This window comes from Hymenobacter sp. 15J16-1T3B (assembly GCF_020711235.1).
GTDB lineage: Bacteria > Bacteroidota > Bacteroidia > Cytophagales > Hymenobacteraceae > Solirubrum.
Genome location: NZ_JAJFAV010000008.1, coordinates 97,139 through 123,444 on the forward strand (window position 1 = coordinate 97,139; position 26,306 = coordinate 123,444).

Genomic DNA, 26,306 nt, shown 5'->3' on the forward strand with positions numbered 1-26,306 from the left:
GCAACCGACTTCTCCACCAACAACCGCTTCCTCATGATTATTATCGACAAACTGCTGGAAGCCCGGCAGCGCGCCGGCCGCCCCGTTCGGGTGGGCCTGTGGGGCGCGGGCGAAATGGCCCAGGGCATGGTCAACCAGGTAATGCGCTACACGCCCGGCATGGAAGTCAGCGTCATTGCCAACCGCACCCTCAGCAAAGCCCACCAAGCCTACGCCTACACCGGCCACGTGGCCCGCGAATGCAGCAGCCGCGCCGAGCTGCAGGCCTGCCTCGACGCGGGCCAACTGGCGGTGGTCGACGACGGGGAGCTGCTCTGCGAAGTCGACGGGCTGGACCTGTTGGTGGAGTGCACCGGCACGATTCACTACGCCGCGGGGCTAATTATGAAAGCCATTGAAAACGGGCGCAACGTACTGCTCTTCAACCCCGAAGTCGATGCGCTGATCGGGCCCATCCTGAAGGTGTACGCCGACCGCGCCGGGGTGCTGCTCAGCGGCTGCTCCGGCGACCAGCCCGGCTGCATCCTCGATTTGTACCGCTTCGTGCAGGGCATGGGCCTCACGCCGCTGCTCTGCGGCAACATCAAGGGCCTGCAAGACTACTACCGCAACCCCACCACCCAGGCGGGCTTCGCCGCGCAGTGGCACCTGACGCCTGAAATGGTGACCAGCTTTGCCGACGGCACCAAAATCAGCATCGAGCAGGCCACCGTGGCCAACGCCACCGGCATGGGCGTAGCCCGCCGCGGCATGTACGGCTACCGCCACGACGGCCACGTGGACGACATGACCTCCTGGTACGACATCGAGGAGCTCAAGCGCCTGGGCGGCATCGTGGACTACGTGGTGGGCCCCAAGCCCGGCCCCGGCGTGTTCGTGTACGCCACCACCGACGACCCCAAATCCAAGCACTACCTGGCCTACGGCAAGCTCGGGCCCGGGCCGCTGTACTCGTTTTACCAGCCCTACCACCTGATTTACGCCGAAATTCCGCACTCCATTGCCCGCTTGGTGCTGCTGCAGGACGTGACCATGGCCCCGCTCGGCGCGCCCGTGGTGGAGGTCATCACCCTGGCCAAAACGCCGCTGCCGGCCGGCCACCGCCTCGACGGCCTCGGCGGCTACGACACCTACGGGCAGTGCGAAAATGCCGGCACCGCCCGGCAGGAAAACCTGCTGCCCGTGGGCCTGGCCGAGGGCTGCGTGCTCCGCCGCGACGTAGCGCGCGACACCCCGCTGACCTTCGACGACGTCATCTTGCCCGACGACAACCTGGTGCAGCGCCTCTGGCGCGAGCAGCAGGCGCGCTTCTTCCCGCAGGTGCCGACCCCGCAGCCCAGCAGCACGGCCGCCGCCTTGGCGTAACCGCCGCCCTGGCTGCGCGCCACCGCCGGGCCGCTTTTGCCTTCTTCTCCAACCTCCTTCTTAACTGCCGGCGCCCCGGCGCTCCTGCCCGCGCGGCGAGGAAGCCGCGGCAGAGGCCTCCTTCTCCACCATGGAAGCTGTAGCCACCACCACCGACAACCGCATCCTCCGCGAAGACCTAGCGGCGGTATACGCCACGCTCACCGCCGCCGAGCGAGCCAAATTTCAAGACGCCACCGTGCTTATTACCGGGTGCGGGGGCTTTCTGGGGTATTTCTTCATGCACTTCTTCGCCGAATACGCCCCCGAGCTGGGCCTGCGGCGGGTGGTGGCCCTGGAAAACTTCCTGACCGGCACCAAGGACTGGCTCGACGAGCTGACCGCCCGGCACCCTGAACTGATTGACTTGCGCGAGTTCAACGTCATCACCGACGACGTGGCCGCGGTGCCCGGCGCGGCCGAGGCCGACCTGGTCATTCACCTTGCCTCCATTGCCTCGCCCACGTTTTACCGCATCTACCCGCTCGAAACCGTCGACGCGAACGTGACCGGGCTGCGCCGCCTGCTCGATTACTACGCCGAGCGGCCTTTGCGCGGCTTCCTGTTCTTTTCGAGCAGCGAAATTTACGGCGACCCGCAGCCGGAATTTATTCCGACCCCCGAGGACTACCGCGGCAACGTGGCCAGCATCGGCCCGCGCGCCTGCTACGACGAGGCCAAGCGCTTCGGCGAAACGCTCTGCTACCTCTTCGCCCAGAAATACGGGATGCCGATTGGCATAGCCCGGCCCTTCAACAACTACGGCCCGGGCATGAACCTGAACGACAAGCGCCTGCCGGCCGACTTTGCCCAGGCCGTGGTGCAGGGCCGCGACCTGGAAATCCTCTCCGACGGCTCGCCCACGCGCACCTTCTGCTACATCGCCGACGCCATCAGCGGCTACCTGAAGGTGCTGCTGCACGGCCGCTTCGACGTGTTCAACATCGGCCAGGACCAGCCCGAGCTGTCGGTGCGCGCGTTTGCGGAGTTGTTTACCGCCGCCGGGCGCGACATTTTTGGCTACCCGGGCCGCATCACGTTTCAGGTTTCCACTGATAAAGAGTATCTTACTGACAACCCCAACCGCCGCTGCCCGGACCTCACCAAGGCCCGCACGGTGCTGGGCTACCAGCCCACGGTCGACGTGGCCACGGGCATCCGCCGCTACCTGCAGTTTCTCCACCATTCCCTTACCCGTAGCGCCTCATGATTACCGTACTCGGATTGGGCTTTGTGGGGCTGACCACGGCCCTGGGCTTCAGCAAGAAAGGCTTCAAGGTCTACGGCATCGACGTGGACGCGGCGCGGGTGGAGAGCATCCGCCGCTACGAGGTGCCCTTCTACGAGCCGCACCTGGAAGACGCGCTGCGTGAGGAGCTGGGCCACAACTTCGTGGTGGATGCTTCGCTGGAGGAGGCCGTCAACGACAGCCGGGCCGTCATCATTTGCGTGGGCACGCCCGGCCTGCCCGACGGGCAGGCCAACCTCAGCTACCTGCTCGATGCAGTGCGCGCCGTGTTCGAGGTCAGCGACGCCGATTACCGCGTACTGGTCGTGAAATCGACGGTGCCGCCTTCCACGGTGGCGCGCGCAGTGCAGCCCTTCGTGGCCGAGCTGAGCGCGCAGTACGGCCGGCAGCTGGGCCTGGCCTCGAACCCGGAGTTTTTGCGCGAGGGGCACGCCTGGAACGACTTCATGCATCCCGACCGCGTGGTGGTGGGCGTGCAGGACGAGGCGGCCAAGGAAGTGCTGGATGAATTGTACCTGCCGTTCAACGCGCCGGTGCACTTCGTGGACTTTAGCACCGCCGAATTCGTCAAGTACCTCTCCAACACGCTGTTGTCGACGCTGGTGAGCTTCGCCAACGAAATGGCCATGATTGCCCACCACATCGGCGGCATCGACGTGCCGGCGGCTTTTCAGCTGCTGCACCAGGACCGGCGCTGGTCGGGCACGCCGGCGGCCATGGCCAGCTACGTGTTTCCGGGCTGCGGCTACGGCGGCTATTGCCTGCCCAAGGACACGGCCGCCCTCAACAGCATTGCCCAGAACCACGGCTACCAGCCCAAAATGCTGCCCGCGAACCTGCAGATCAACGAGGACATCAAGGACTTCGTGGTGGCGCAGCTGGCCGCGCAGCTCACGCCGCAGCAGCGCATCGGCATTCTCGGTCTCTCCTTCAAGAGCGGCTCCGACGACGTGCGCCTGAGCCCGAGCCGGGCCATCATCGAGAAGCTGCGGGCCCGCGGCTACACCCGCATCGTGGCTTACGACCCACTGGCTAACGAAGTCTTTGCCCGCGAAACCCAGTTGCCCATTGCCTACGCCGACACCCTGCCCGAGCTGGTGGAGCAAGTCGACGCGCTGGTGCTGCTCACCAGCTGGCCCGAGTTTCGGCAGCAGCGCGAGCTGTTGGCCACCAAGCCGCTGTTCGATTTCCGCTACGCCCTGACCGAGCCGCAGGCGCAGCACGTGCCCGTGGCGCGCTGAGTCCGGAGAGGTCTTCGCGTCGTTACCAGCGCCGCTTTCCGAAAGGAAGGCGGCGCTTTTGTGTAGCAGCAGTGGGTCAAGCCGTTCGTTACCCTGAGCAGCGCGAAGGACCTTCCTTGCAGCACCGCCGATGCCAATGCTCAAGCGTTGATCAGCTAAACGCAACAGCGCAGCCACTACGGCCCGGACAATAGGGCGTTGGTAGCTGCGCTTTTTAGTTAGTGCGGGGCGAGGAAGGTCCTGCGCTGTGCGGACGCCAGATACGGGATAACAACCGAATTAGAGCGCAAATAATCAAGTCATTGAACAGCCACTACCCCCCTCGCCCACCCCGAAATAACAACGCCGCCGACCTCTTACGAGGCCGACGGCGCGGCACCTGAACGGAAACTGCTCCACCTTTCAGTTTCGCGCCCGGTACACGGGTTGCACAGCGCGGCCGTGCAGGTATTTGTCGAGGCCTTCGTCGAGGGCGCGGCGGTACACGCCCAGGGCCTCGTGGATTCGTTCGGCGGTCATCTCGATGTCGGCGGGCTGGTGGGCGTAGCTCACGATGAGCGAGGGCAGCAGCAGGCCGCGGCGCAGCGTTTCCTGCAAAAACAGAGTGCGGAAGCCCTGCGAGGGTTGCCCGGCCTCGTCGCGGGTACTGTAGATCAGGCACTGGGGCGGCCCCTGCAGGCCGAAATAACCCGCCAAGCCGTGTTCGGCGATGGACTGGTTGAGCAGGCGGCGCAGGTAGCTACCGGCTTGGTGCAGGTGCTCGATGACGGGCTCGCGGCGGTAGGTAGCCAGTACCTCGCGCATGGCGGCCAGAGCGTGGCTTTCGGCGCCGTAGGTGGTCGAGAGCAGGAACACGCGCTCCTTGTCGTGGCGCAAGCCGCCCAGCTCCATCAGCTCGCGCCGGCCGGCGAGGGCCGCCACGCTGAAGCCGTTGCCGAGGGCCTTGGCCCAGGTGCTCAGGTCGGGGCGCACCCCGTAGAAGGCCTGAGCGCCGCCCACGTGCCAGCGCAGGCCGCTGATAATTTCGTCGAAGATGAGTACGGTGCCGTGCTGCGAACAGAGCCGGCGCAGGCCGGGCAGAAACTCCGGCGCGGGCGGCACGTCCTTCTCGATTTCGAGAATGAGGCAGGCCAGCTGGCCGGGATGCTCCCGAAACAGCTGCTCCACCGAGGCCAAATCGTTGTAGCGGAAGGTCAGGGTCAGGTCGCGCACGGCCTGCGGAATGCCGGCGCGCACCGCCGTGGTGCCGATAAACCAGTCGTCGCAGGAGAAAAACGGGTGGTCCTGGCACAGGGCTACCAAGTCGCGGCCGGTGGCGGCGCGGGCCAGCTTCACGGCCGCCGACGTCACATCGGAGCCGTTTTTGGCGAACTTTACCATGTCGCCGGCGCCGGTGGTGGCCAGGAAATCCTCGGCGGCGCGCAGCTCCAGCACGGTGGGCCGGCCCACGTTGGTGGTGCCGCGGCTGATTTCGCGCTGGGCGGCCCGCACCACCGGGGCGTAGGCGTGGCCCAGCGTGACGGCGCGCAGCCCCATGCCGTACTCCACGAACTGATTGCCGTCGGCATCCCACACGCGGCAGCCGCGGCCGCGCACCAGGTACGGGGCCAGGCCCTCGGGAAACTGGTCGTCGCCCTTGGCGTAGGTGTGGCTGCCGCCCGGAATGGCGGCGTGGAAGCGTTCCTGCAACGCCTGCGAGGCCGTAAAGCGGCGGGGCAGCAGGTCGGGGGCCGCGAGGGGCTGGCAGGCCGGGGGCGACGTGGAAGTAGTAAGCGTCATGAGCGAGGAGGTGGAGAGCGAGGCCGGCCGGGGCCGGCAACTGGCAAGCAGTTAGCGTAGTTAAGAGCGGCGGAACGAGGAGCCGAAGCGTGGCAGACCTCGGCTCGTTGCCCCGCCGGGCAGGGTTGGCCGCCGGACTAAGCCGGGACGGGCTGCATCACGGCCGGGTCGAGCAGCGGGGTGCCGGGCTCGTACTCGTCGGTGAGCTCCTTGGGCAAGCGGGCCAGATCCGAGACGCGGAAGAAGTCAATCAGATTGGTGCCGGTGCTGGCGGAGTCGTGGTTCGGGGCGCCGCGGTGGGCCCGCACGTCGTCGACGTGCACGGTGCGAAAATCGATGCTGTAACGGGTGCGGCCGGTGAAGTTGACCACCGTGGAGTGCATCTGCGCGGCCGAGAAGATGGTCACTCCGCCGGGGGGCAGCACCAGGCGGATCTGCGGGTCGAGCTGGTCCAGCTCGTCGTAGGCGCGGGGCCGCTCGCGGCGGTCCGGCTCGCCGGTGGCGGCCAGGCGGGCGCCCTCGGCGTACCACTCGTGCATGTGGTAGTTTTCGGAGCCGTTGGCCACGCCCCGGTCCCAGTAGTGCGGGTGAAACGCCAAAGCATTACCGGACTCGTGCTCGTACATGGGAAACCACCAGTTCAGCTGGTTGAGCGGGGCCGAAAACCACGTGTCGCGGTGCGTGTCGAAGCGGTAGGCCAGGCCGTGGGTCAGGAAGTTGTGGCTGGTCACGGTGCGCATGCGGGGCACGTCGAAGTAGGTCTTCTCCGGGTCGCAGCCGAAGTCGAGTAGCAGCTGCTGCACGAGTTGCTTGGACTTCTCGTGGTTGATGAAGCGCGGCTTGAAGTCGGCCAGGATGGCGTTGTAGGCTTCGGGGCTCATCATGTGCTGGGCCAGGGCGGGGTCGACGTCGCCGAAGGCTTCGCGCACAAATTCACGGCCGAATTCCACCAGTGCCAGCACGCTGGGCCGGGGTTGGAAGGCAAACAACTGCCCTTGGTAAAGCTGCTCCCGCCGCTGGTCGTCGGACATGGGCGAGTCGAAGTACACGGTATTCATATAGCTACTTGGGGTTAGAGTGGTCAGGAGCAGAAAGCGGCGGATGCGGCGCGGGGCCGGCGGGCTCAGAGCACGAGGCTGTCCCCGGCGAAGCCGAGCTGCCGGGCCTGGGCCAGGATTTCGGCGGCGTAGGTCGGGTTGGTTATCAGCAGCAGGTCGGGCTGGTAGCTCAGTAGCTGCTCCGGCGCAATGACCGGGTGAGCCGTGAGCGGCAAGAACTGCCCCTGCCGGCGCGGGTTGATGTCGACCACGGCCTGCACAGTGTCAGCCAAATCGAAAGTGGTCAGGAAGCTCATGGCGCGGGAGCCGGCGCCCCAGCCCACCACGCGGCGGCCGCTGCGGCGCAGCTCGTCCACGCGCTCGGCCCACTCCCCTATCACGCGGCGGGCCGAGCTGCCGAAGGCGCGCACGGCGGCGGGCGTGTCGGGGTCGTCGGTAGGCGCCAGCGTAGCCGCCTCGGGTATAGTTGTGGGCCGGGCCGTGAGGCCGATGTACTCGCCGTGCCAGCAGGGCTGTACGTCGAGCACCTCGAAGCCGGCGCTGCGGAAGAGGTAGCTGAGCGAGGCGGGCGTAAACCAGGAGGCGTGCTCGTTGACGATGTTCCACACCACCTGCTCGCCGATGTCGTAGAGCGCGTTGGGCACTTCCACGTACACCGTGGGCGTGGCCCCGGCCGGAATGGCGGCGCGCAGGTCGCGCACAAACTGTGTGACGTGGCCGGCCAGCACGTTGAGCATGTGGCGGCAGCTGATGAAGGTGGCACCCTCCAGCACCTGCGCGGTGGCCGGGCCGAAGTAGTCTTTCACGAAGGTCACGCCCAGGGCCTCGTTGGTGCCCGCGGGCAGGCCGGGCGGCGAGGCGTAGCCCGGGTCGATGCCCAGGCCCGTGTTGCCGCCCAGGCGGCACAAGGTGCGCAGAAAGTCCCCGTCGCCGCAGCCGATGTCCACGATGCGGCCACCGCGCACGTTGTAGCGCTCCACTAGGTCGGTGGCCAGGCCCAGGGTGAAGGCCCGGAACGAGGGCGAAAACTCCAGCGAGAAGTCGTTGCGGGTGTGGGTAATTTTGCCGGCCTCGTAGGCCTCGTTGTGCATGTAGTGGCAGTGAGGGCAAAACACCAGCCGGATGTCGGTGGTGGGCGCGTGGCGGGCGGCCTCGGCCGTGGGCCACAGGATGCCGGATTGCGTGGGTACGCCGTGCGCTTCGTAAAACACTTCGCCGGCCGCGGAGCCGCACACCGGGCAGGGCTGGGTAGCAGCGGCCGGCGGCGCGGTAACGGGAGCAAGCAGTTCGGTTTCCATGGAGCTGAGAATATGGTTGGTGGAGGAAAGCCGGCGCTCAAGCGGTAGCCGGCAGCGGAGCGAGTAGGTCGGCGGCCTGCAGCTGATCGGCGGCGCGGCGGATGACCTCGAACGGCAGGCCGCTTCGCTCGGCAATGGCCAGGAGGTCGTGCTGGCCGTCGGAGTAGCTGAGCGTCCAGAGCAAAGCCATTTCCGCTTGGCGGGGGTTGCCCTGGCCTTTCACGGCGCCGTAGAGGCCGCGGCGGCCGAGCTGCGGCTCGCCGTAGGGCTGCCGGTTCTGGTAGCGCTGGTTGCCTTCGAGCACCCGCAGCACCTCTTCGTAGAGCTGCAGCGACTCGGCCAGCTGATCGGGTTGCACGAAGTCGCAGTTGTCGGCCGAGGTGTGGTACTCCGGGAATTCGCCGTGCGGGGTGCGCGAAAGGCAGCCCACCGGCAAATCGAAGCCCGGGGAGCAGTACTGCCGCTCGTCGTAGCCGTAGGGCACAAAGTCGCGCAGCTCGTGGGGGTAGCCGCCGCGGCGCAGCACCTGGGCCACTACCCTATCGATATCGGCCCGGCCCAGGCGGGTGCGCTTGTAAGTAAAGGCGCCGGGGCCGCCGAGCAGGGTGGCCACCAGCCCGTGCCGGATGCGCGCCAAGCTCGCGGGCGTTTGCCGGCTCAGCCAGGTAATGGAGCCGATGGTGCCGGGCACGAACAGAAAGCGGTACGAGAGCCGGTGCGGCTGCTGACCCAAGGCCGCGGCCAGGTGCGCGGCCACCACGAGGCCGGAGAGGTTGTCGTTGGCCAGCGAAGGGTGGCAGATGTGGCAGGAAATCAGTACTTCATCGTCCACTTCGCCGGGCAGCAGCAGCTCGCCGTAGGTCAGGCTGCCCGTGGGGTCCAGCTCGGCGTCGATGCAGACTTCGTAGAGCGGCTCGTTTAGCGCGTCGAGCTGGCGCTGCGAGACGCAGAAGCCCCAGTTGGCGTGGTAGTATGAGGTGCGGTACGGAATCAACTCGGGCTGGGCGGGCAGCGCGTGCAGGTGCGGGCGCAACTCGTCCAGGGTCAGCCAGCTTTGCACCGGCTGGCTGTAGCCGAGCACGTGCAGGTTGTGCGCGTGCCAGTCGATGATCCGCTCCCCCTCGGCCGTGGCCACGTACGCGTCGCGAAGGCGCCACTCGGCGGGCACGGTCCAGTCGAGCACCGGGGTGCCGCTGGGCACCTCGTGGAGGACGAGGCCGGGCAGCAGGCGCCGCTGCAGCAGCTGCAGCGTCTGGCGCACGCCGTCGCCGGTGAGGCTGCGCGGCACGGGGTACAGCTCGCGCAGCAGCGCGTGCAGGCTGGCGCCCCGCCCCGACGCGGGGGCCGCGGCTACCGCCGGCTCAGAAAACGGGGGCGGTGCGGGCGCGGCTTGCATGGCCTTCACTGAAAATGTGCAGGCTCGGAATGGCCGTCACGAATTGCCCGCCCCAGGTGCGGATGTAGCTCAGGTTATCGGCCACCTCGGCGCTGATGTTCCAGGGCAGGATGACCACGAAATCGGGTTTTTCTTCCCGGATGGCCTCCGGCGACAATACCGGAATGTGCGAGCCGGGCAGGTACTTGCCCTGTTTGTAGGGCGAGGCATCGACCACGACGGGCATCAAATCGGTGCCCTGAATGCCGCAGTAGTTGAGCAGGGTATTGCCCTTGGCAGCGGCGCCGTAGCCCACTACCTTCTTGCCGGCGCGGCGCTGCTCCAGCAGAAACTCCAGAAACTCGGCCCGCACCGTCTCGATGCGCGGCTGGAAGTCCTGGTAGTACTCCAGCGTCAGCATGCCGGCGGCCCGCTCCCGCGCCAGCAGCTCGCGCACCGCGTCGGTAACGGGCTTGCTGCGGTCGGCCGAGTGCCGGGCGAAGACGCGCAGGGAGCCGCCGTGGGTGGGCAGTTCCTGCACGTCGAACACCGTCAGGCCCTGGGCGGCGAAGACGCGGGCCACGGTGCTCAGCGAGAGGTAGCTGAAGTGCTCGTGGTAGATGGTATCAAACTGGCAGTCCTCCACCAAGTTCAACAGGTGCGGAAATTCCAGGGTGGCCACGCCGCCGGGCTTGAGCACCAGCTGCATGCCGCCCACGAAGTCGTTCATGTCGGGCACGTGGGCCAGCACGTTGTTGCAGATCAGCAGGTCGGCTTTTTGGCCGTCGGCCACCAACTCGCGGGCTAGGCGGGTGGTGAAGAAATCCACCAGGGTGCGCACGCCGCGGCCGGCGGCAATGCGGGCGGTATTGGCCGTCGGGTCAATGCCGAGCACCGGCACGCCGCGCTGATGGAAATACTGCAGCAGGTAGCCGTCGTTGGAGGCGGCTTCCATCACGAGGGAGTCCTCGGTGTACTCGAAGCGCTCCATCATCATCTCCACGTAGCGGCGGGCGTGCTCCAGCCAAGAGGTCGAGTACGAGGAGAAGTAGGTGTACTCCTCGCCAAAAATCTCAACGGCTTTTTTCACCTCCCCGATCTGCACCAGCCAGCAGTTGTCGCAGACGTAGGTTTTCAGCGGGTAGTGTTGTTCGGGCTCTTCCAGCTGCGCGGCGCTCAGCATGGAGTTCGAGGGCGGGCAATGGCCCAGATCGGCAAACACGTGGGTCAGCTCGGTTCCGCAGTGACGGCAGTTCATGGCGCTTGGGAGTCAGGGGCTGGTGGAAAAGAGGAATAAGGGCTGCAGGGCCGAGCGTCAGTGCGACACGAGCAGCTGGAAATCGGGATGTTTTCGGTCTTTATCGGAAATCAGCGTCGGCACGGCGGGCCACTCGATGGCTATGGCCGGGTCGTTCCAGCGCAAGCCGCGCTCGTAGCCCGGCGCGTACTTGGCCGACACTTGGTAGCACACGTCGGTATTATCCTGCAGGGTGAGGAAGCCGTGGGCGAAGCGGGCCGGCACGTAGAGCATGCGGAACGAATCGGCCGTGAGCTCCACGCCCAGCCACTGCCCGTAGGTCGACGACTCCTCGCGCAAGTCCACGATGACGTCGTAGATGGCGCCGCGGGTGCAGCGCACCAGCTTGGTTTCGCCGTAGGGCTCCAGCTGGTAGTGCATGCCGCGCAGCGTGCCGCGCCGGGGGTTCGAGGATAAGTTGGCTTGCACCGGCGGCGTAAGGATGCCGTGAGCGGCAAACTCGTCTTCGCACCAGGACCGGGCAAAGAAGCCCCGCTCGTCGGACATGCGGTCCACGTCGATGATAAAAGCGCCGGCGAGTTCGGTTTCGGTGAAAATCATGGCGGTGGGGATTGGGTAGTCGGTAGGTAGTATCAGGAAGCGGGTAGCGGGCCGGTGCGGGTTTCGAGGCGGGCACCCGGCCGGGGTATATCTGCCGCCAGAGCCCTTATCAGGCCACCAGCTCGGGGTCGGCGGCCACGAGGGGGCGGGCCACGGCGCTGCGCTGCCACTCCAGCTCCTCGTTGAGGCGGCCGGCTTCGCGCAGGGCCGTGAGCACCCGCAGGCGCATCAGCTGCGAAACCCGGAACTCGGCGTCGTGAAAGCCCATGTGCTGCAGCTGGTCGCGCAGTTCCACGATGGTGTCGGGCAGGGTGCGCTGGGGCTGGTGAAAGGGCGCCAGCCGGCGGAACAAGCTGAAATCGACGCGGTACGAGCGTTTGTCGGGCGGGGCTTCGTGGTTGAGCGTGACCTCGGTGCCGGGCACAGCGGCGGCCACGGCCGTGGCCAGCTCGTGCACCTGGTAGTTCCAGGCGTCGGCGCCCACGTTCACGGCCAGGAAGGCGCCGCCATTGGCCGCCGGGCGCTCCACGGCCCATTCGATGGCGCGGGCCATGTCCTGCACGTGGATGAGCGGGCGCCAGGGCGTGCCGTCGCTGAGGATATTGATGCGCCCGGTGGCCACGGCCCCGGCCACGAAGTCGTTCACCACGAGGTCTAGGCGCAGCCGCTCGCTCCAGCCGCAGGCCGTGGCGAAGCGCAGGCAGGTCACGCGGAAGTGCTCGTCGGCCAGCGGGGCCAGGTCCTGCTCGCTGAGCACCTTGCTGCGGGCGTAGGCGGTGAGCGGGTTCAGCACCGCCGACTCGGTGCGCGGGGCGTCGGCGCCGGCGCCGTACATGCTGCACGACGACGCAAACACAAAGGAGCGCACGCCCGCGGCCTTGGCCCGACGGGCCAGCTCAATGCCGGCGCGGTGGTTTACAGCCAGCGTCACGTCCTCGAAGGCGTGGCTCATCGGGTCGTTGCTGATGGCGGCGAGGTTCACCACCACGTCGACGCCCGAAAGCAAATCCAGCGGCAGGCGGCGCACGTCGCCGAACACCTGGCGGTCCAGGCGAATTTCGGGCAGGCAATCGGCCCCGGTGAGGCAGTGGGCGAAGAAACCCAGGTCGTAACCGATCAGCTCGGCACCGGGAAAGGCCTGGCGTAGGCGGCGCACGACGCCCGGCCCCACGTACCCCATGTTGCCGGTAATCAGGATGCGTTTCATGTGGTGGAAGTGTGTTGGGAGAATATGGTTGTCGGCCGGGAATGATCGGGTTGCCCGCTAGCTAGCTAGGCGCCAGACTGCCCTGCCGGACAGCTCACTTAATCAATCGGTAACACGGTAGGACCGGCCACGCGCTGGCCCTGGGGCGCCTGCACCGGCGAGGTCAGGATTTCGGCCAGCACGGGGTCTTCGTGGGCGGGTTCGGGCTGGTCGTCCCACACTTTCCAGCGGGCCTTGCCGCTCTGCCACAGTTCTTCCAGCAGGTTTCGGTCGCGCAGCGTATCCATGGGTTGCCAGAAGCCCTGGTGGCGGTAGGCGGCCAGTTGCCCGGCGGCGGCCAGGCGCTCCAGCGGCGCTTTCTCCCACACCGTGTCGTCGCCGTCGAGGTAGTCGAACACCCCAGGCTCCAGCACGAAGAAGCCGCCGTTGATCCAGGGCGTTTCGCCCCCCTCGGGCTTTTCGGTAAAGGAATTGACGGTGCCCGAGCCGTCCGAGAGGTTGAACACCCCGAAGCGGCCAGGCTGGCGCACCGCCGTGAGCGTGGCCAGCACGCCCTGCTGGCGGTGGAAGCGGATGGCTTCGCGGATGTTCACGTCGCCTACGCCGTCGCCGTAAGTCAGGCAGAAGGTGTCGTCGCCCACGTACTCCCGGACGCGGCGCAGGCGGCCGCCGGTCATGGTTTCCTGGCCGGTATCCACCAGCGTCACCGTCCAGGGCTCGGCGTGGTGGCGGTGCACCTGCATCTCGTTGCGGTCCATGCGGAACGTCACGTCGGCGCTGTGCAGGAAGTAATCGGCGAAATACTGCTTGATCAGGTGGCCCTTGTAGCCGCAGCACACCACGAAGTCGCGGATGCCGTGGTGGGCGTAGATCTTCATGATGTGCCACAGAATGGGCTTGCCGCCCACTTCGACCATGGGCTTGGGACGGATGCCGCTTTCTTCGCTGATGCGGGTGCCGTAGCCCCCGGCGAGTAGAACTGCTTTCATCGCGCAGAATGAAATAAGGGTGGAAAAAACGACGCGGTCAGAGAAGGAAATCAGCTAAAGCAGCCCCTCTTCGTGCACTGCTCTCAGTATAACTAAAGGTATTTTTAATTATAATTTATCAACAAAAATATAGACTAAATATTTTCAAAAGTCTAATGCAAGTGGTAATAGTTATAAAAAAGCGTGCTATTGTGTGCTGATATCTGCCGTACCGCGCCATTGAACTGCCGCATGGCGCAGCATCAGCCACACGAAGCGCGAATTGGTGACGAGGTAGCGCCGCCACAGCCGGCGCGGCTCCAGCCACAGCCGGTAGGCCCATTCCAGCCAGAGTCGGCGGGCCCAGGTGGGCAGGCGCTTTTCCAGGCCGGCGTAGGTCATGAACGCCTGACCGACCCCCAGCATGCAGGCGCGGATGCGGCCCTGGTGGGCGGCCATCCACTGCTCCTGCCGCGGGCAGCCCAGGGCCACAAACAGCAAATCGGGGTCGGCGGCGTTGATGCGGGCCACGTCGGCGGCGTCTTCCTCGGGCGTGAGCGGCCGGAAGGGCGGCGCGTGCAGACCGGCGAGGCGCAAATCGGGCAACTCGCGCCGGATGCGGGCTTCGATGGCTGCCAGCACCTCGGGCGTGGTACCGTAGAAATACACCGACTGCCCGCGCCGGGCGGCTTCGGCCAGCAGCAGGGGCAGTGCATCCATGCCCGCCACCCGGGGCTGGGCGGGGCCGCCAAACCAGCGCACGGCCGCCGCCACCGGACTGCCGTCGGGGGCTACCAAGGCGGCGCGGTTGACGACTTGCCCAAACGCGGGTTGGCGGTGGGCTTCCACCACCATGTGCACGTTGGCAAAGCACACGTAGGACGACGAGCGGGCCGCCCCCAGCCGCAGCACGGCATCGACGAAGGCCGGCGCCGGGCCGGTGGAAATGAGGGACGAGAGGACGGGGTAGCGCGGTAGCACGGCTCGGAATCGGTGTGGTGCGAAAACGGAGCGGCCGGGGACCAACGTCCTGGCGTCCGGACGCCCGAAGGCGCCATCAGTCAGAACGTTGGTACCCCGGTCCACCTCCGGGGTTTCGATTTGTGAAGTTGTGAAGTGGTGAAATTGTGAGTGTCGTTCTGCCTGCGCGAATTGCGCAGTACTGGCTCCCGAACAGCAAACTCACCATTTCACGAATTCACAATTTCACCTTTGTCAGTAGGCATTCTTTTCGCCGCGGACCATGTTCCACACGGTCTGGCCGATAATCTTCATGTCGAGCCCGAACGACCAGTTTTCCATGTATTTCAGGTCGTACTCCACGCGTTTTTCCATGGTGCCGGCTTCGCGGGTTTCGCCGCGGTAGCCGTTGACCTGGGCGTAGCCGGTAATGCCGGGGGGCACGGCGTGGCGCAGCTGGTACTGGCTGATGTGCTTGCTGTACTCTTCCAGCTGCGAAATCATGTTGGGCCGCGGGCCAACCACCGACATGTGGCCGAGCAGCACGTTGAAGAATTGCGGTAGCTCGTCGAGGTTGTACTTGCGCAGGTAAGCTCCCACGCGGGTGATGCGCACGTCGTTTTTGGTGGCCTGCAGCTCGGTGCGGCCGTGGTCGGTGCGCATGGTGCGCAGCTTGTAGCACGGAAACAGCTGGTTGCGCTTGCCGGGTCGCATTTGCTTGAAGAACACGGGGCCGGGCGAGTCAATCTTGATAATGAGGGCCAGAATGGGCAGGATGAAGGGGAAAACGGTGAGGATGACCGTCAGGGAAAAACCAATGTCGAACAGGCGCTTGAGCAGCTGATTGGTGCGGATGCCCAGCGGCTCGTGCCGGATGGTGAGGATGGGCAGGTGGTCGTAGAAGTACACGCTCACGTCTTTGCGCACGGTGCCGCTGAAATCGGGCACGATGCGAAAGGCCAGAAAGTGCTGGTCGGCAAAGCCCGACAGGTCCTCAATCAGGTCGCGGCGGTCGAGCGGCAGCGAGAAGTAGATTTCGTCGACGTGGCTGCGTTGGCAGTAGCTCTTCAGGTCGGCCAGGTTGCCGCGCACCAGGGGCCGCAGGCCGCCCGGCACGGGCTCGTCGGCGAAGAAACCGGCGAATTCGTTGCCGTCGGGGTCGTGCGAGGTCAGGAAGCGGTACAGGCTCTGCCCGCTCTCCCCCACCCCCACGATGACGTAGCGGCTGACGGGGCGCGAGAGGTACTGCACGTACTGGCGGTAGCCGAACGTGAGCAGGAAGCGCCCACCCACCACGGCCAGCATCGACAGCGAGTACACCGAGAGCAAGTAGCGTGCGGGCACCCAGTACTGGTCGAGCAGCACCGCCCCGGCCATCAGCAGCACGGCGTGCAGCAGGAAGGTGCGCACTAGGTACAGCAGCTTCTCGGGGTAGGTGATGAGCTTGTCGACGCGGTAGATGTTGGCGTAGTGGCCCGACAGGATCCACCACAGCATGGCAAACACCGCGTATAGGGCCGGATACAAGCCATCAAAGGACCAGTAACCGGCGGTGATGTACCCGGCCAGACGGAAGGCGCCCAAAATGAGCAGCACATCCACCACGGGCAGCACGATGCGAGAGGCATCGGAATAGTGACGGTAGCGTTCCATAAGCTGGCGGAGAGGAGCTACAGGGACTGGACTCTGGCAGCGACTTGCGGGTGACTGCCTTTCGGTATCCAAGGAAGGAATATTTAGACTTTAAACAATATTTATTTATACTTAATTTATAAATAGTCATACTTAAATAAGGATTGTGCAATGCAATGGTTCTGCCAGGCATTACTAATCTGTTTGTACCTCAATTATTTGCGCCCTTCCGCAAGTCATTTAGCAGTTCAGCTAGGGCACAAAAAAACGGCCGCCGCTCCAACTGCAGAGTTAGAACGGCGGCCGGAAGGTCCGTTGGGGGGTGCTGAGCCGCGTTACGGCTTGTGAGTCCGAGCATCGGGGCGCACGTCGCGCCGAACACAGCCCGCGGGACACGCGGAATCACGCCCGACGACCTGGCCTCTCAACTGCTTAGTTCGCCGAAGCCGAGCCAGAATCTGCTAGGGTAACTTTTTTCACTTGGTCGCCGATGCGGATTTCAAACTCGCCGGCTTCCAGCACTTTTTCACCGTCGCGGCCGGTGTAGCTCAGCTCCTGGGCGGGCAGGGTGAACGTGACAGTCTTTGTTTCGCCGGGCTTGAGCGTGATTTTGTCGAAGCGACGCAGGCGACGCACGTCGGGGGCAATTTGGGCGGCCACCAAGTCGCTGGAGTAGAGCTGCACGGCTTCCTTGCCCTCGCGCGGGCCGGTGTTGGTCACCTGCACTTTCACCGTCAGCTGCCCGTCCTTGGTCAGGGAGGTGCGGTCCAGCTCCAGGTTGGCGTACTTAAAGCTGGTGTAGCTCAGGCCGTGGCCGAATTCCCACTGCGGGTTGTAGTCGGCTTCGTAGTTGTACACCCCGTCGCCGCGCTTCTGCTCCTCGGCGTACTTGTGGATGTAGCTCACCAGGGCGTTGGGGTAGCGCGGGTAGTTGTAAGGCAGCTTGCCGGAGGGGTTCACGTCGCCGAACAGGATGTCGGCTAGGGCCTCGCCGCCGTGGTTGCCGGGCAGGTAGGTATGCACCACGGCCGCCATCTGCGGCTCAAAGGCCGAAATGACGCGCGGGCGGCCTTCGTTGAGCACCAGCACCACGGGCTTGCCGGTGGCCGCCAGGCGCTTGGCCAGCTCAATCTGCAGGGGCGAAATGGTCATGTCGTTCAGGTCGCCGGGCTTTTCGGCGTAGCTGTTCTCGCCCAGGCAGAGGATGATGGCGTCCACGTCCTTGGCGGCGGCCACGGCCTCGTCCAGCTTGTCCACCGTCTCGTCGTAGTATTTGCCGTCCTGCTTGGGGTTGTAACTCACGCCGGGCACGTAACGCACGTTCGGGGCCCCGATTTCGCGCTGCAAGGACTCCAGAATGGTGTTGTACTGGGCGGCGAAGTCCTCCACCTTTTCGCCCTGCCAGGAGTAGGTCCAGGCGCCGTTGAGGGTGCGCATGGAGTTGGCATTCGGGCCCGCCAGCAGCACCTTGCTGGTTTTCTTCAGCGGCAGGATGCCGTTCTGGTTTTTGAGCAGGGTAATGGCTTCGGCGGCCATGTCGTAGGCGGCCTTTTCGTGCTCGGGGCTGCCAAATTTGGGGTAATCCTTGGTGCGCGTGACGGGCTGCTCGAACAAACCCAGCTGCATTTTCAGCCGCAGGATGCGCCGCACCGCGTCGTCGACGCGGGCTTGCGGCACCTTGCCTTCTCGCACATTAGCCGCCAGGTTGTCGCAGAACTCCTCGTACTGGTAGGCCAGCATGCCCATGTCGATGCCCGAGTTGATGGCCAAGGCAATGGCCTCCTTCACGTTGCCGACGATGTGGTCCCGCTTGTAGAGGTTGTCGATGTCGCCCCAGTCCGTCACGATGAGCCCCTGGAAGCCCAGCCGCTCGCGCAGCAGCTTGGTCAGGATGTCGTAGTTGGCGTGCATGGGCACCCCGTTGATCATCCCCGAGTTGATCATAATGGAGTGCGCCCCAGCGTCGATGGCGGCCTTGAAGGCCGGCAGGTGGTACTCGTAGAGCGACTCCAGCGGGATGTAGGCGTTGGTGCGGTCCTTGCCCGACTGCGGCACCTGGTAGCCCATGAAGTGCTTGATGCAGGCGGCCACGTGCAGCTGGTCGTTCACGGTATTCTGCTCGCCCTCGTAGCCCTTCACCACTTCCCGGCCCAGCTCGGCGGCCAAATAGGGGTCTTCGCCGTAGGTTTCCCACTGCCGCGGGGAGCGGGGGTCGGAGCCCAGGTCGAGCACCGGCGAAAACACCCAGGGAATGGCCGAGGCGCGGGTGTCGTAGGCCGTGATTTCGGCCCCGCGGCGCACCAGGGCGCGGTTGCGGGCGGCGGCCTGGGCTATCTGCTGCGGAAACATGGTGGCCCCGGCCGTGTATGTTTCGCCGTGCACCGCGTCGATGCCGTAGAGCACTGGGATTTTCAGGCGGGTTTCCGTAGTGGCCACGTCCTGAATCTGCTGGATGATGCCCTCCCACACCTGCGGGGTGCGGGCCCGGTTGTTGGCCGCGTTCAGGATGGAGCCCAGTTTGTACTTGCCCACCGCGTCGCGCAGCTTGGCCGGGTCCAGGGCGAAGGGTTCGTCGCTGGCGAAGCGCGTCTTGCCCTTGCCGACCACGTCGAGCGTGACCTGGGCCATCTGCCCTACTTTTTCTTCCAGCGTCATCTGGGCCAGCAGCGCTTCCACGCGCCGGTCGAGGTCGGCGGCGGACGGCGCGGCGGGCGCGGCTTGGCCGGCTTTGGTTTTAACTTTTACTTTCTGCTTCTGGGCCTGGGCGCTGAGCGCGAGGCCGCCGGACAGCAGCGTGAGCAGGGCAATTCGGGAAAGATGCATCGCCGGGTAATCAGGAAAGTGAGAATTCGAAGGTGTTGGGACGGAGGTCGTCAGGCGCAAGGCTACTGGTCTGGGGCCGGCTACCGCGCCGCGGCTTCGGCCGGCAGCAGGCTGCGCAACCGCTGCCAGGCTTTGGCCACGGTGGCCGGGCTGATGGAGCGGGTACAGCCCTGCTCCACGAGGTAGGCGGCGAGGCGCCGCAGGGGCCAGTGGCTGGCCTCGTCGGCTTCGAGGCCGGTAATGAGGGCGGCCAGGGCGGTTTCCACGGCCGGGGTGAGCTTGGTGGGCGCGCCGCCCTGGGGCGGCGCGCTGAGGTAGGCCTCCAGCCCCTGCAGGCGGTAGAGGCGACGCAGGGCGTACACCCGGCCCACCGTCATGCCCAGGCGCCGGGCGGTGTCGGCCACGGGGCGGGCCGCGTCCCAGTCGAGCAGGGTTGCGGCGCGGTTGCGCTGGCGCGGGTCCAGCTCGGGCTGGGCCAGGCAGTGGCGGAGGGCCGCGCGCTGGGCAGCCGTCAGCCGAAGCGGGTCACGGTGGCGGCCCATGGCGTCAGACGCTTTGGATGGGTACGGCTACTGCTTCGGCGGCCGGGCGGTGGCCTTTGAGGCCGTACCAGCAGATGTAGAGGTAGCAGGCGGCGGGCAGCAGGAAAGCCAGGCGCAGGGCGTGCACGCCGCCGCCGCCCAGGGCGCTGTCGGCCACCAGGCCGAAGAGCGGGGGCACGACGGCCCCGCCCACGATGGCGGCCGAGAGCAAGCCCGACGCGTCTTCGGTGTGGCGGCCCAGCCCGGCCACCGCGAGGGTGAAGATGACCGGGAACATGATGCTGTTCATCAGCCCCACCGCCAGCAGGCTCCACATGGCCACCGCCCCGGTGGTGTTAATCGAAATCAGCAGCAGCACCACCGCGCCTACTGCGTTGGCGGCCAGCACCCGGCCCGGCCGCACCGCCCGCAGCAGGAAGATGCCGACGAAGCGCCCCACCATGGCCGCGCCCCAGTAGTAGGCCACCTGGTAGCCGGCGGCTTGGGCGCTGAGGCCGACCACCTCGGGCTGCTGCAGGTAGCTCACGATGTGCGAGCCGATGGCCACCTCGGCCCCGACGTAGGTGAAAATGCCCACCAAGCCCAGCAGCAGGTGCCCGTAGTGCCAGGCCCGGCGCGTGTCCTCGGGCGCGGCGGGGGCGTGCTCGATGCGCGGCAGCCGCAGAAACAGCAGCAAGCCGCTAATGAGCAGCAGCACGGCGGCAATGCCCAGGTAGAGGTACTGCACCGAGGTGACGTCCAGCGCCGCCGCTTGGGCGGGCGTGAGGAGCTTGAGGTCGGGCAGGTGCGAGAGGATGAGCCGGGCGCCCAAGACCGGGGCAATGGTGGTGGCCAGCGAGTTGAAGGCCTGGGTGAGCGAGAGGCGCGAGGAGGCCGTTTCGGGCGGACCCAGGATGGCCACGTACGGGTTGCCGGCCACTTGCAAGGTCACGATGCCGGTGGCCAGCACGAACAAAGCCGCCAGGAACAGGCCGAAGGTGCGGCCTTCGGCAGCCGGGAAAAAGAGCCCCGCCCCGAGCGCGGCCACCACAAAACCCACGAGCATGCCGCCCTTGTAGCCCAAGCGCTTGACCAGCAGCCCGGCCGGCACGCCCATGACCAAGTAGGCCCCGAAAAAGCAGAAGTTCACCAGGTTCACCTCCGCGTAGCCGAGCGTGAAGAGGCCCTTCAGGTAGGGAATCAGGATGTCGTTCAGGCAGGTGATGAAGCCCATCATGAAGAACAGCACCGTCAAGGACGCCAGCGCCGGGGCGTAACTAGGCCGGGGCGCGTCGGGCGCAAGGGGCGCGGCGGGCGGCGCGGCAGCGGATACAATGGGAGCAGCCATAGCGAAGTCGGAGGGGAAGAAGAATAGAATCAACGGCCGGGGCGGCGCGGATTAGTCTTGTTTGAGGCGGTAGTAGCGCACGTAATCCACCAGCATCTGCTGCGGGAAGGCCGCCTCGTCGATGCCCTTGCGGCCGCCCCACTCCCCGCCCACGGCCACGTTCAGCAGCAGGTGGAACGGGTGGTCCCAGGGCCAGGCCTGCCAGCCCGAGTGCTCGTTGCGGCTGGTGAAGTAAGGCTGGTTGTCGACGAAGGCGGTGATGGTTTCGGGCGTCCACTCCAGGGCGTACACGTGGAAGGCCGTGGGGGCCGAGGCCACGGCCACGGAGTCGGTTTTCTGGTTGTTGGTGCGGAAGTAGTACTTGCGGCAGTGGGTGGAGGCCTGCACAATGCCCGGCCGGTAGCCCACGTACTCCATGATGTCAATTTCGCCGTTGTCGGGCCAGCCTTTGTCGCCGTACTTCCAGTCGTCGGGCAGCATCCAGATGGCGGGCCAAGTGCCCCGGGCCGCTGGCAGCTGGGCCCGCACTTCCACCCGGCCGTAGGCGAGGCTGCCCCCGCCCTTGGCCTTCGACACCATCCGCGCCGAGGTGTAGGGGTTCTGGGCATTGAGCGCCTCCCGCCGGGCCTCGATGACGAGGTGGCCGTTCTCGACGCGGGCGTTTTCGCGGCGGGCCTTGGTGTAGAATTGCAGCTCCTTATTGCCCCAGCCGTGGCCGCCCACGTCGTAGCCCCACTTGCTAGAGTCGGGCAGGCCGGTGTAGTTGAACTCCTCGCGCCAGATCAGCTCCTTGAAAGAGTAGCGCGGCGCGCGGCTGACGGCGGGCGGGGAAGTTTTCTGAGTAGCAGCTAGGCTGCCAAAAGCCAACAGCAAGCCCAGGGCCACCCCGAAACGGGGGTGCCAAAAGTCGTATTGCATAGCAGAGAAAGAGTTAGCGCCGCGGATTCGCCTGGGCCGCTACCGGCACGAGCGTGCCGAATATGCCGGCGTCAATCCAGCCCCGGTTTTTGTCGTCGCCGGCCACCACTTCGCTGCCGAAGAAGTTTTCCCGCTCGGGGCTGTTGTCGTTGTCGCAGTAGGCCAGGGCGAAGCCGATGGGCTGCCCGGCCCGGATGGTCAGCGGCTTGTTCGCCGCCGGGTGCTGGTCGTTGTAGGTGTCGGCATACAGGGCCACCGAGGTTTCCCAGGTGGTTACCTGGCCCTGCCGGCGGTGCTTGCTCTGCACATGCGAGTCGAAGAGGTGGCCTTTCTGGTCGGGCCCCATGTCCACCACGTGGCCGTCGAGGGCCACGTGGTAGGCCCAGGCGTTGTAGTTGTACTGGTGGCCGCCGCCGGAATGGTCCGGGTCGACGAAGATTTCCAGACAGTCGTCGTCCCACCACTTGTCGAGCGGATCGGCGTGGGTGTCCGTCACCTTATCGTCGGTGATTTCGGCCAGCACGTAGAGCCGCGCGGGCGTCCAGACGACTTTGTAGCGGCCGCTGAAATCGGCGGCCGTGGTGGGCGGGCCCACCCAGCGCTGGTCGAGCGGGCGCCACTCGGCGCGGGCCCAGCAGGCGTCGTCGGCCCGGCCATCGAGCACGGGCGCGGTGGTGGCCTGCGGGGCCTGGTACGGGTGGCCCGCGGGTGCGGCCCCGACAAACGCCCCTGTTCCCAGAATGGCCGGTCCCACAACCAGCGCATTCCAAATTCGTTTGCCGCGGGCCGCCCCAAAGGACATTGATTGCTGCATGTATTGCGTGGTTAGCAGGTGCTCAGGTTTCGGAGGGCTGCGAAGCGGCGCCGCCGGGCTGAGCCCTATTCCCCTACTCCGGGTACTGGAAGAAGTGTACGTAATCGACCACCATTTCCTTGGGGAAGGGTTCGGTAGCCGACGGGTCGCCGCCGAAGTCGCCGCCCACGGCCACGTTCAGGATGGCGTAGAAGGGGTTATTGAACGGGTAGGGCGCCAGCTGCGAAGAATTCACGGAGTAGATTTCCGTGCCGTCGACAAACCAGCGGATCTGGTTTTCGCTACGGATGAGGCTGAACGTGTGAAAATCCTGGGAGAAGTCGCCGGTGGGCAGGCGCCAGTTCGCGGTTTTGACGAGGTGCGCGGTGGCGCTGGGGCCGTAGTGCACGGAAGTCACGTTTACGTCGGGCTGGGAGCCGCGCAGCTCCATAATATCGATTTCGCCGCAGGCCGGCCAGCCGGCCGTGGCGTCGTCGACGCCCAGCATCCAGATGGCCGGCCAGATGCCCTGGCCCTTGGGCAGCTTGGCGCGCACGTCGAGGCGGCCGAAGCCGTAGTTCATCTTGTTTTTGGTGACGATGCGCGCCGAAGTGAACGGCTTGCCGTTGTAGGCTTCGCGCCGGGCCACGATGTGCAGCTTGCCGTCGTCCAGAAACAGGTTGTTGGGCGAGTTGGTGGTGGCCTGCTTCTCGTCGTTGAACCAACTGTCGCGCACCTCGAAGCTCCACTTCTGCTGGTCCAGGGCCCCGCCGCCGAAGTCGTCGCTGTTGGCGGCCACCGGCCGGGTGTAGTCGGCAAAGGGCCGGGCGGCGGCGTTGGGCGCCGGCGTGGTGGGCGCGGGCGTGGGCTTGGGTTTGGCGGGCTCCTCGGTGCAGCCGGCCAGGCTCAGCGCCAGCCCGAGGCTGGCGCCGGCCCACCACGTGCGGCGCAGGTAATCAAAAGCGGTACTCATCAGGCGAAGGAAAGGAAACTAGCGGCGTGGCGTAAGTTACTTCACGCGCAGCTTCATGGTAAAGACGGTGCCCGCCGTGGGGCGCCCGGCGCGCAACACCATGGTTTGGTCGGTGATGGAAATGATGCGGTACACCAGGTCCGGCGCGTCCGTCACGCCGATGAAAGCCCCGGTGCGGCTGAGCTCAAACTGCGCCACGCCCGCCCCGGTGGCCGGGCCGAAGAGGAAGTTCGAGGTACCCGAGAGCGGCGCCGAGCAGCCCACGCCGCCGGCCACGAGGGTTTGGGTCTTGGCGTCGTAGGTGTACACGTTGGCCGTGCTGAAGGTAAACTCGTCGTCGGCCTGGCAGGGCGGCAGGGAGCCGGCCGGCCCGCCGCCGTACCACTGGCCAGGGTTGGCGTCGTCGGGGCCCACGATGATGGCCGCGGCCTGGGTGTTGTCGAGCACCCAGGTACGCGAGGAGCCGCCGGTAAGCTTCTGCTTCACGATGTCGAGGGCCGAGAGCTGGGGCAGCAGGGTCACCTCGGTCTTGGTGCCGTCGGGGTTGGTGCCCTGCAGGCGCAGGCGGCTGGCCGAGGCCTCCACGATGTCGTAGGTTTTGTTGACCACCGAGTCGGCCGGACCGATGAAGGCACCTTTGCCCTTCAGGATGATCTGCCCGAGCACGCTGCCGCTGCCGGCTTTGTAGACGAAGCCGGAGTTGGCGGTGCGGGGCGCGCCGCAGGTGCCGGCGCTGTAGGTGCCGGCGCCCGCGTCGTAGCTGTAGGCGAAGGTGTTGGCAAAGGAAAACTGGTCGTCGCCCTGGCAAACGGGCAGCGGCGCCGCTGAAGACGAAATGACCGCCCCGCTGGCCGAGAGGCGCTTGATGGCGCCGGGCTGGTCGCTCAGGCGCCAGGAGGCCGCGCCGGTGCCGCTGCAGGCGGTCAGGGCGTTAAAGGTTGCGTCGCCGCAGAGCGAGGGGATGGTCACCGTTTGGGCCGGCGAAATGGCCGTGCCGCCGCGGCCAGCGGCCGTCAGCTTCACTTGGTAAGCGCCGGCGCGGGTGTAAGTGTGCTTCACCACCTCGCCGGCCGTGTGGGTTTCCAGCGGCGAGTTGTCGCCGAAGTTCCACTGCTCCAGAAAGCCGTCCTGGCTGCTGCTGGTGAAGGTCACCTCCACCGGGTACTGCGTGGTGTTGAGCTGGGAGCTGAACGTGGCCGTGGGCACCGGGCCGTCGAGGCCGTCGGGGTCTTTGTCCTGGCAGCCGCCGAGCAGCAGGGCGCCGGTCAGCAGCAGGGCCGCGCTACCGGTCAGGGCCGGGCGGCGCAACGGGAATAGCGTATCGAAATGCATGGGAATGACGCGGAAAGGAGGTTAGTAGCCGGGATTCTGCACCAGCTTGGGGTTGATGTCGCGCTCCGACTGCGGAATGGGCAGCAGCACGTTGAAGTCCTGAATGTTCTTGCCCCGGGCGCGCATCGTCGAGACGAGCTTGTTGGTGCGCTTCAGGTCGTACCACCGGTCGTCTTCGAAGGCCAGTTCGTAGCGCCGCTCGCGCAGCACGGCCGCCTGGAAGTCGGGCGTGTTGGCCGGGGTCAGGTCGTGGTTGTTGTCGCCGAAGGCGCGGCGGCGCACGATGTTCAGGTTGTCGAAGCCGTCGGCGCTGGGCCCGGAGGCTTCGGCCAGAATCAGGTACATCTCGGCCAGGCGCAGCACCGGAATGTTCAGCTCCGAGTCGTGGCAGCAGTTGTTGGCGCGGCCCACAAACCACTTCTTCACGTTCAGGCCGTTGGGCGAGCCGGGCAAGGAGTTGGGCTGCTGGGTGCCCGCGGCCGTGCCGGCGGGGTACGGGTCGCCGGGGCGCCAGATGGTGACGGGGCGGCGGGTGTCGCCGGCTTCGTAGCCCTGCGAGAATTCCAGCATGGGCACGTTGAAGCCGTAGCCGCTGTTGGGCGTCAGGCCCTGCCCGCGCGGGGCAAAGAACTCGTTGCCCTTGAAGCCCACCCCGTTGTCGTTCCAGGTGGTCACGCTCGACTTGAACTGCACCTCGAAGATGGATTCCTGCCCATTTTCGGTGGCCACCTTGAAGTTGTTGGCGTAGTCGGTCCAGAGCTGGTACTTGCCGGAGTTAATCACCTGCCGGGCCGCGGCGGCGGCCTGGGGCATGTTGCCGCGCGTCAGCTCCACCTTGGCCAGCAGGGCCACGGCGGCCCACTTGGTGGCCCGACCCAGGTCGGCGCCGGTGTAGGCTTCGGGCAGGTTGGTGGCCGCGGCGGTCAGGTCCTGCACAATCTGGTTGTACACGTCGGCCTGCGGCGAGCGGGCAATGAGGGCTTCGGCGGCCGATTTCGGCGGGGTCGTAATCAGCGGCACGTCGCCGTAAATGCGCACGAGGTGGAAGTAGTAGAGCGCGCGCAGAAACTGCGCCTCGCCCAGGCAGCGCTTGCGGATGGCCTCCGTCATGGTGATGCCCGGCACGCGCTCCAGCACGATGTTGGCCCGGCCGATGCCCACGTAGCAAGCCCCCCAGTGCGCCGAGATGAGCGGGTTGGTGGCCGCGATGGTGTAGTTGTCGAGCTGCACGTACTCGGCCCCGTCGCCGCCGCCGCCGCCGCCGGTTTCGGAGTTGTCCGACATGATGTCGCCGAAGCCCCAGAGCGAGCCGTTGTAGAGGCCCTGCTGCGGGAGCACCGCGTAGGCCGCGTTGGTGGCCTCGATGGCGTCAGTTTCGGTTTTGTAGAAGGTTTCTTCGGTAAGGCGGTCGGTGGGCGACTGGTCCAGGAACTTGTCGCCGCAGCCGCTGAGCAGCAGGCTCACGAGCAGCGCCGTGCCCAGAAAACGTTTGGTATGTAGCATGGGAATGAGAGGCTGGAAAGGGAACTGGGGAGCCGGGACCGGGCCCGCCGCGAGGGGCGCCCGGCC

The 26,306-nt window shown here is 66.2% G+C and carries 21 protein-coding genes; 3 read left to right on the top strand and 18 right to left on the bottom strand.

Translation table 11 applies throughout. The features are described from left to right. The first annotated feature begins 33 nt into the window (after positions 1-33). The 3 genes from LJ737_RS14895 (at position 34) to LJ737_RS14905 (ending at position 3,894) form a co-directional block, all read left to right on the top strand. Positions 34-1,365: an NAD(P)H-dependent oxidoreductase gene (locus LJ737_RS14895; RefSeq protein ID WP_227767077.1), complete on the top strand. Its 1,332-nt coding sequence runs from the start codon at positions 34-36 to the stop codon at positions 1,363-1,365. A 130-nt stretch (positions 1,366-1,495) separates the two neighbouring features. After that, positions 1,496-2,614, top strand: coding sequence for an NAD-dependent epimerase/dehydratase family protein (locus tag LJ737_RS14900; RefSeq protein WP_227767079.1), 1,119 nt, complete (start codon positions 1,496-1,498; stop codon positions 2,612-2,614). Further along, positions 2,611-3,894 carry a UDP-glucose dehydrogenase family protein gene (locus tag LJ737_RS14905; protein WP_227767080.1) on the top strand — a complete coding sequence of 428 codons (1,284 nt, stop codon included), beginning with the start codon at positions 2,611-2,613 and terminating at the stop codon, positions 3,892-3,894. Before LJ737_RS14900 ends, LJ737_RS14905 begins: the two co-directional genes overlap by 4 nt. Before the next feature lie 402 nt (positions 3,895-4,296). On the opposite strand, the gene LJ737_RS14910 is transcribed toward LJ737_RS14905, so the two are convergent. From LJ737_RS14910 to LJ737_RS14995, 18 genes are all read right to left on the bottom strand, one after another. Further along, entirely contained in the window at positions 4,297-5,673 is a 1,377-nt protein-coding gene (locus LJ737_RS14910) for a glutamate-1-semialdehyde 2,1-aminomutase (RefSeq protein ID WP_227767082.1), read from the bottom strand. A 137-nt stretch (positions 5,674-5,810) separates the two neighbouring features. Beyond that, on the bottom strand, positions 5,811-6,731 hold the full coding sequence (locus LJ737_RS14915) for a hypothetical protein (protein WP_227767084.1): 921 nt from the start codon (positions 6,729-6,731) through the stop codon (positions 5,811-5,813). A 65-nt stretch (positions 6,732-6,796) separates the two neighbouring features. Then, positions 6,797-8,029, bottom strand: coding sequence for a class I SAM-dependent methyltransferase (locus LJ737_RS14920; protein WP_227767086.1), 1,233 nt, complete (start codon positions 8,027-8,029; stop codon positions 6,797-6,799). A gap of 37 nt (positions 8,030-8,066) precedes the next feature. Further along, complete coding sequence (locus tag LJ737_RS14925; protein WP_227767089.1) at positions 8,067-9,425, bottom strand: DUF4910 domain-containing protein; 1,359 nt, start codon at positions 9,423-9,425, stop codon at positions 8,067-8,069. Continuing rightward, the gene (locus LJ737_RS14930; protein ID WP_227767090.1) at positions 9,391-10,662 is read right to left on the bottom strand and encodes a class I SAM-dependent methyltransferase; all 1,272 of its coding nucleotides are present in this window, start codon (positions 10,660-10,662) and stop codon (positions 9,391-9,393) included. The genes LJ737_RS14925 and LJ737_RS14930 overlap by 35 nt, the downstream gene beginning before the upstream one ends. 57 nt (positions 10,663-10,719) lie before the next feature. Continuing rightward, positions 10,720-11,262 carry a dTDP-4-dehydrorhamnose 3,5-epimerase gene (gene rfbC, locus LJ737_RS14935; protein WP_227767092.1) on the bottom strand — a complete coding sequence of 181 codons (543 nt, stop codon included), beginning with the start codon at positions 11,260-11,262 and terminating at the stop codon, positions 10,720-10,722. Positions 11,263-11,371: 109 nt separating this feature from the next. Then, positions 11,372-12,469, bottom strand: a complete 1,098-nt coding sequence (locus tag LJ737_RS14940; protein WP_227767095.1) for an NAD-dependent epimerase/dehydratase family protein — start codon at positions 12,467-12,469, stop codon at positions 11,372-11,374. Between the two features lie 98 nt (positions 12,470-12,567). Beyond that, the gene (gene rfbF / locus LJ737_RS14945) at positions 12,568-13,458 is read right to left on the bottom strand and encodes a glucose-1-phosphate cytidylyltransferase (RefSeq protein WP_317206655.1); all 891 of its coding nucleotides are present in this window, start codon (positions 13,456-13,458) and stop codon (positions 12,568-12,570) included. 186 nt (positions 13,459-13,644) lie between these two features. Further along, entirely contained in the window at positions 13,645-14,418 is a 774-nt protein-coding gene (locus LJ737_RS14950; protein ID WP_227767097.1) for a WecB/TagA/CpsF family glycosyltransferase, read from the bottom strand. Between the two features lie 234 nt (positions 14,419-14,652). Continuing rightward, a complete protein-coding gene (locus tag LJ737_RS14955) occupies positions 14,653-16,050 on the bottom strand; it encodes an exopolysaccharide biosynthesis polyprenyl glycosylphosphotransferase (protein WP_227767099.1) in 1,398 nt (465 codons plus the stop codon). Between the two features lie 411 nt (positions 16,051-16,461). Then, positions 16,462-18,852 carry a glycoside hydrolase family 3 N-terminal domain-containing protein gene (locus LJ737_RS14960; RefSeq protein ID WP_227767101.1) on the bottom strand — a complete coding sequence of 797 codons (2,391 nt, stop codon included), beginning with the start codon at positions 18,850-18,852 and terminating at the stop codon, positions 16,462-16,464. Between the two features lie 80 nt (positions 18,853-18,932). Continuing rightward, positions 18,933-19,394, bottom strand: coding sequence for a helix-turn-helix domain-containing protein (locus LJ737_RS14965; protein WP_227767104.1), 462 nt, complete (start codon positions 19,392-19,394; stop codon positions 18,933-18,935). Positions 19,395-19,398: 4 nt separating this feature from the next. Next, on the bottom strand, positions 19,399-20,721 hold the full coding sequence (locus LJ737_RS14970) for a sugar MFS transporter (protein WP_227767106.1): 1,323 nt from the start codon (positions 20,719-20,721) through the stop codon (positions 19,399-19,401). A 51-nt stretch (positions 20,722-20,772) separates the two neighbouring features. After that, positions 20,773-21,639 (bottom strand): glycoside hydrolase family 16 protein, encoded by an 867-nt coding sequence (locus LJ737_RS14975; RefSeq protein WP_227767107.1) that lies wholly within the window; start codon positions 21,637-21,639, stop codon positions 20,773-20,775. A gap of 13 nt (positions 21,640-21,652) precedes the next feature. Further along, positions 21,653-22,453 carry a sugar-binding protein gene (locus tag LJ737_RS14980; RefSeq protein ID WP_227767109.1) on the bottom strand — a complete coding sequence of 267 codons (801 nt, stop codon included), beginning with the start codon at positions 22,451-22,453 and terminating at the stop codon, positions 21,653-21,655. A 73-nt stretch (positions 22,454-22,526) separates the two neighbouring features. Then, the gene (locus tag LJ737_RS14985) at positions 22,527-23,405 is read right to left on the bottom strand and encodes a glycoside hydrolase family 16 protein (RefSeq protein WP_227767111.1); all 879 of its coding nucleotides are present in this window, start codon (positions 23,403-23,405) and stop codon (positions 22,527-22,529) included. A gap of 36 nt (positions 23,406-23,441) precedes the next feature. Further along, complete coding sequence (locus LJ737_RS14990; protein ID WP_227767113.1) at positions 23,442-24,737, bottom strand: PKD domain-containing protein; 1,296 nt, start codon at positions 24,735-24,737, stop codon at positions 23,442-23,444. A gap of 21 nt (positions 24,738-24,758) precedes the next feature. Then, a complete protein-coding gene (locus tag LJ737_RS14995) occupies positions 24,759-26,240 on the bottom strand; it encodes a RagB/SusD family nutrient uptake outer membrane protein (RefSeq protein WP_227767115.1) in 1,482 nt (493 codons plus the stop codon). Positions 26,241-26,306 lie beyond the last annotated feature (66 nt).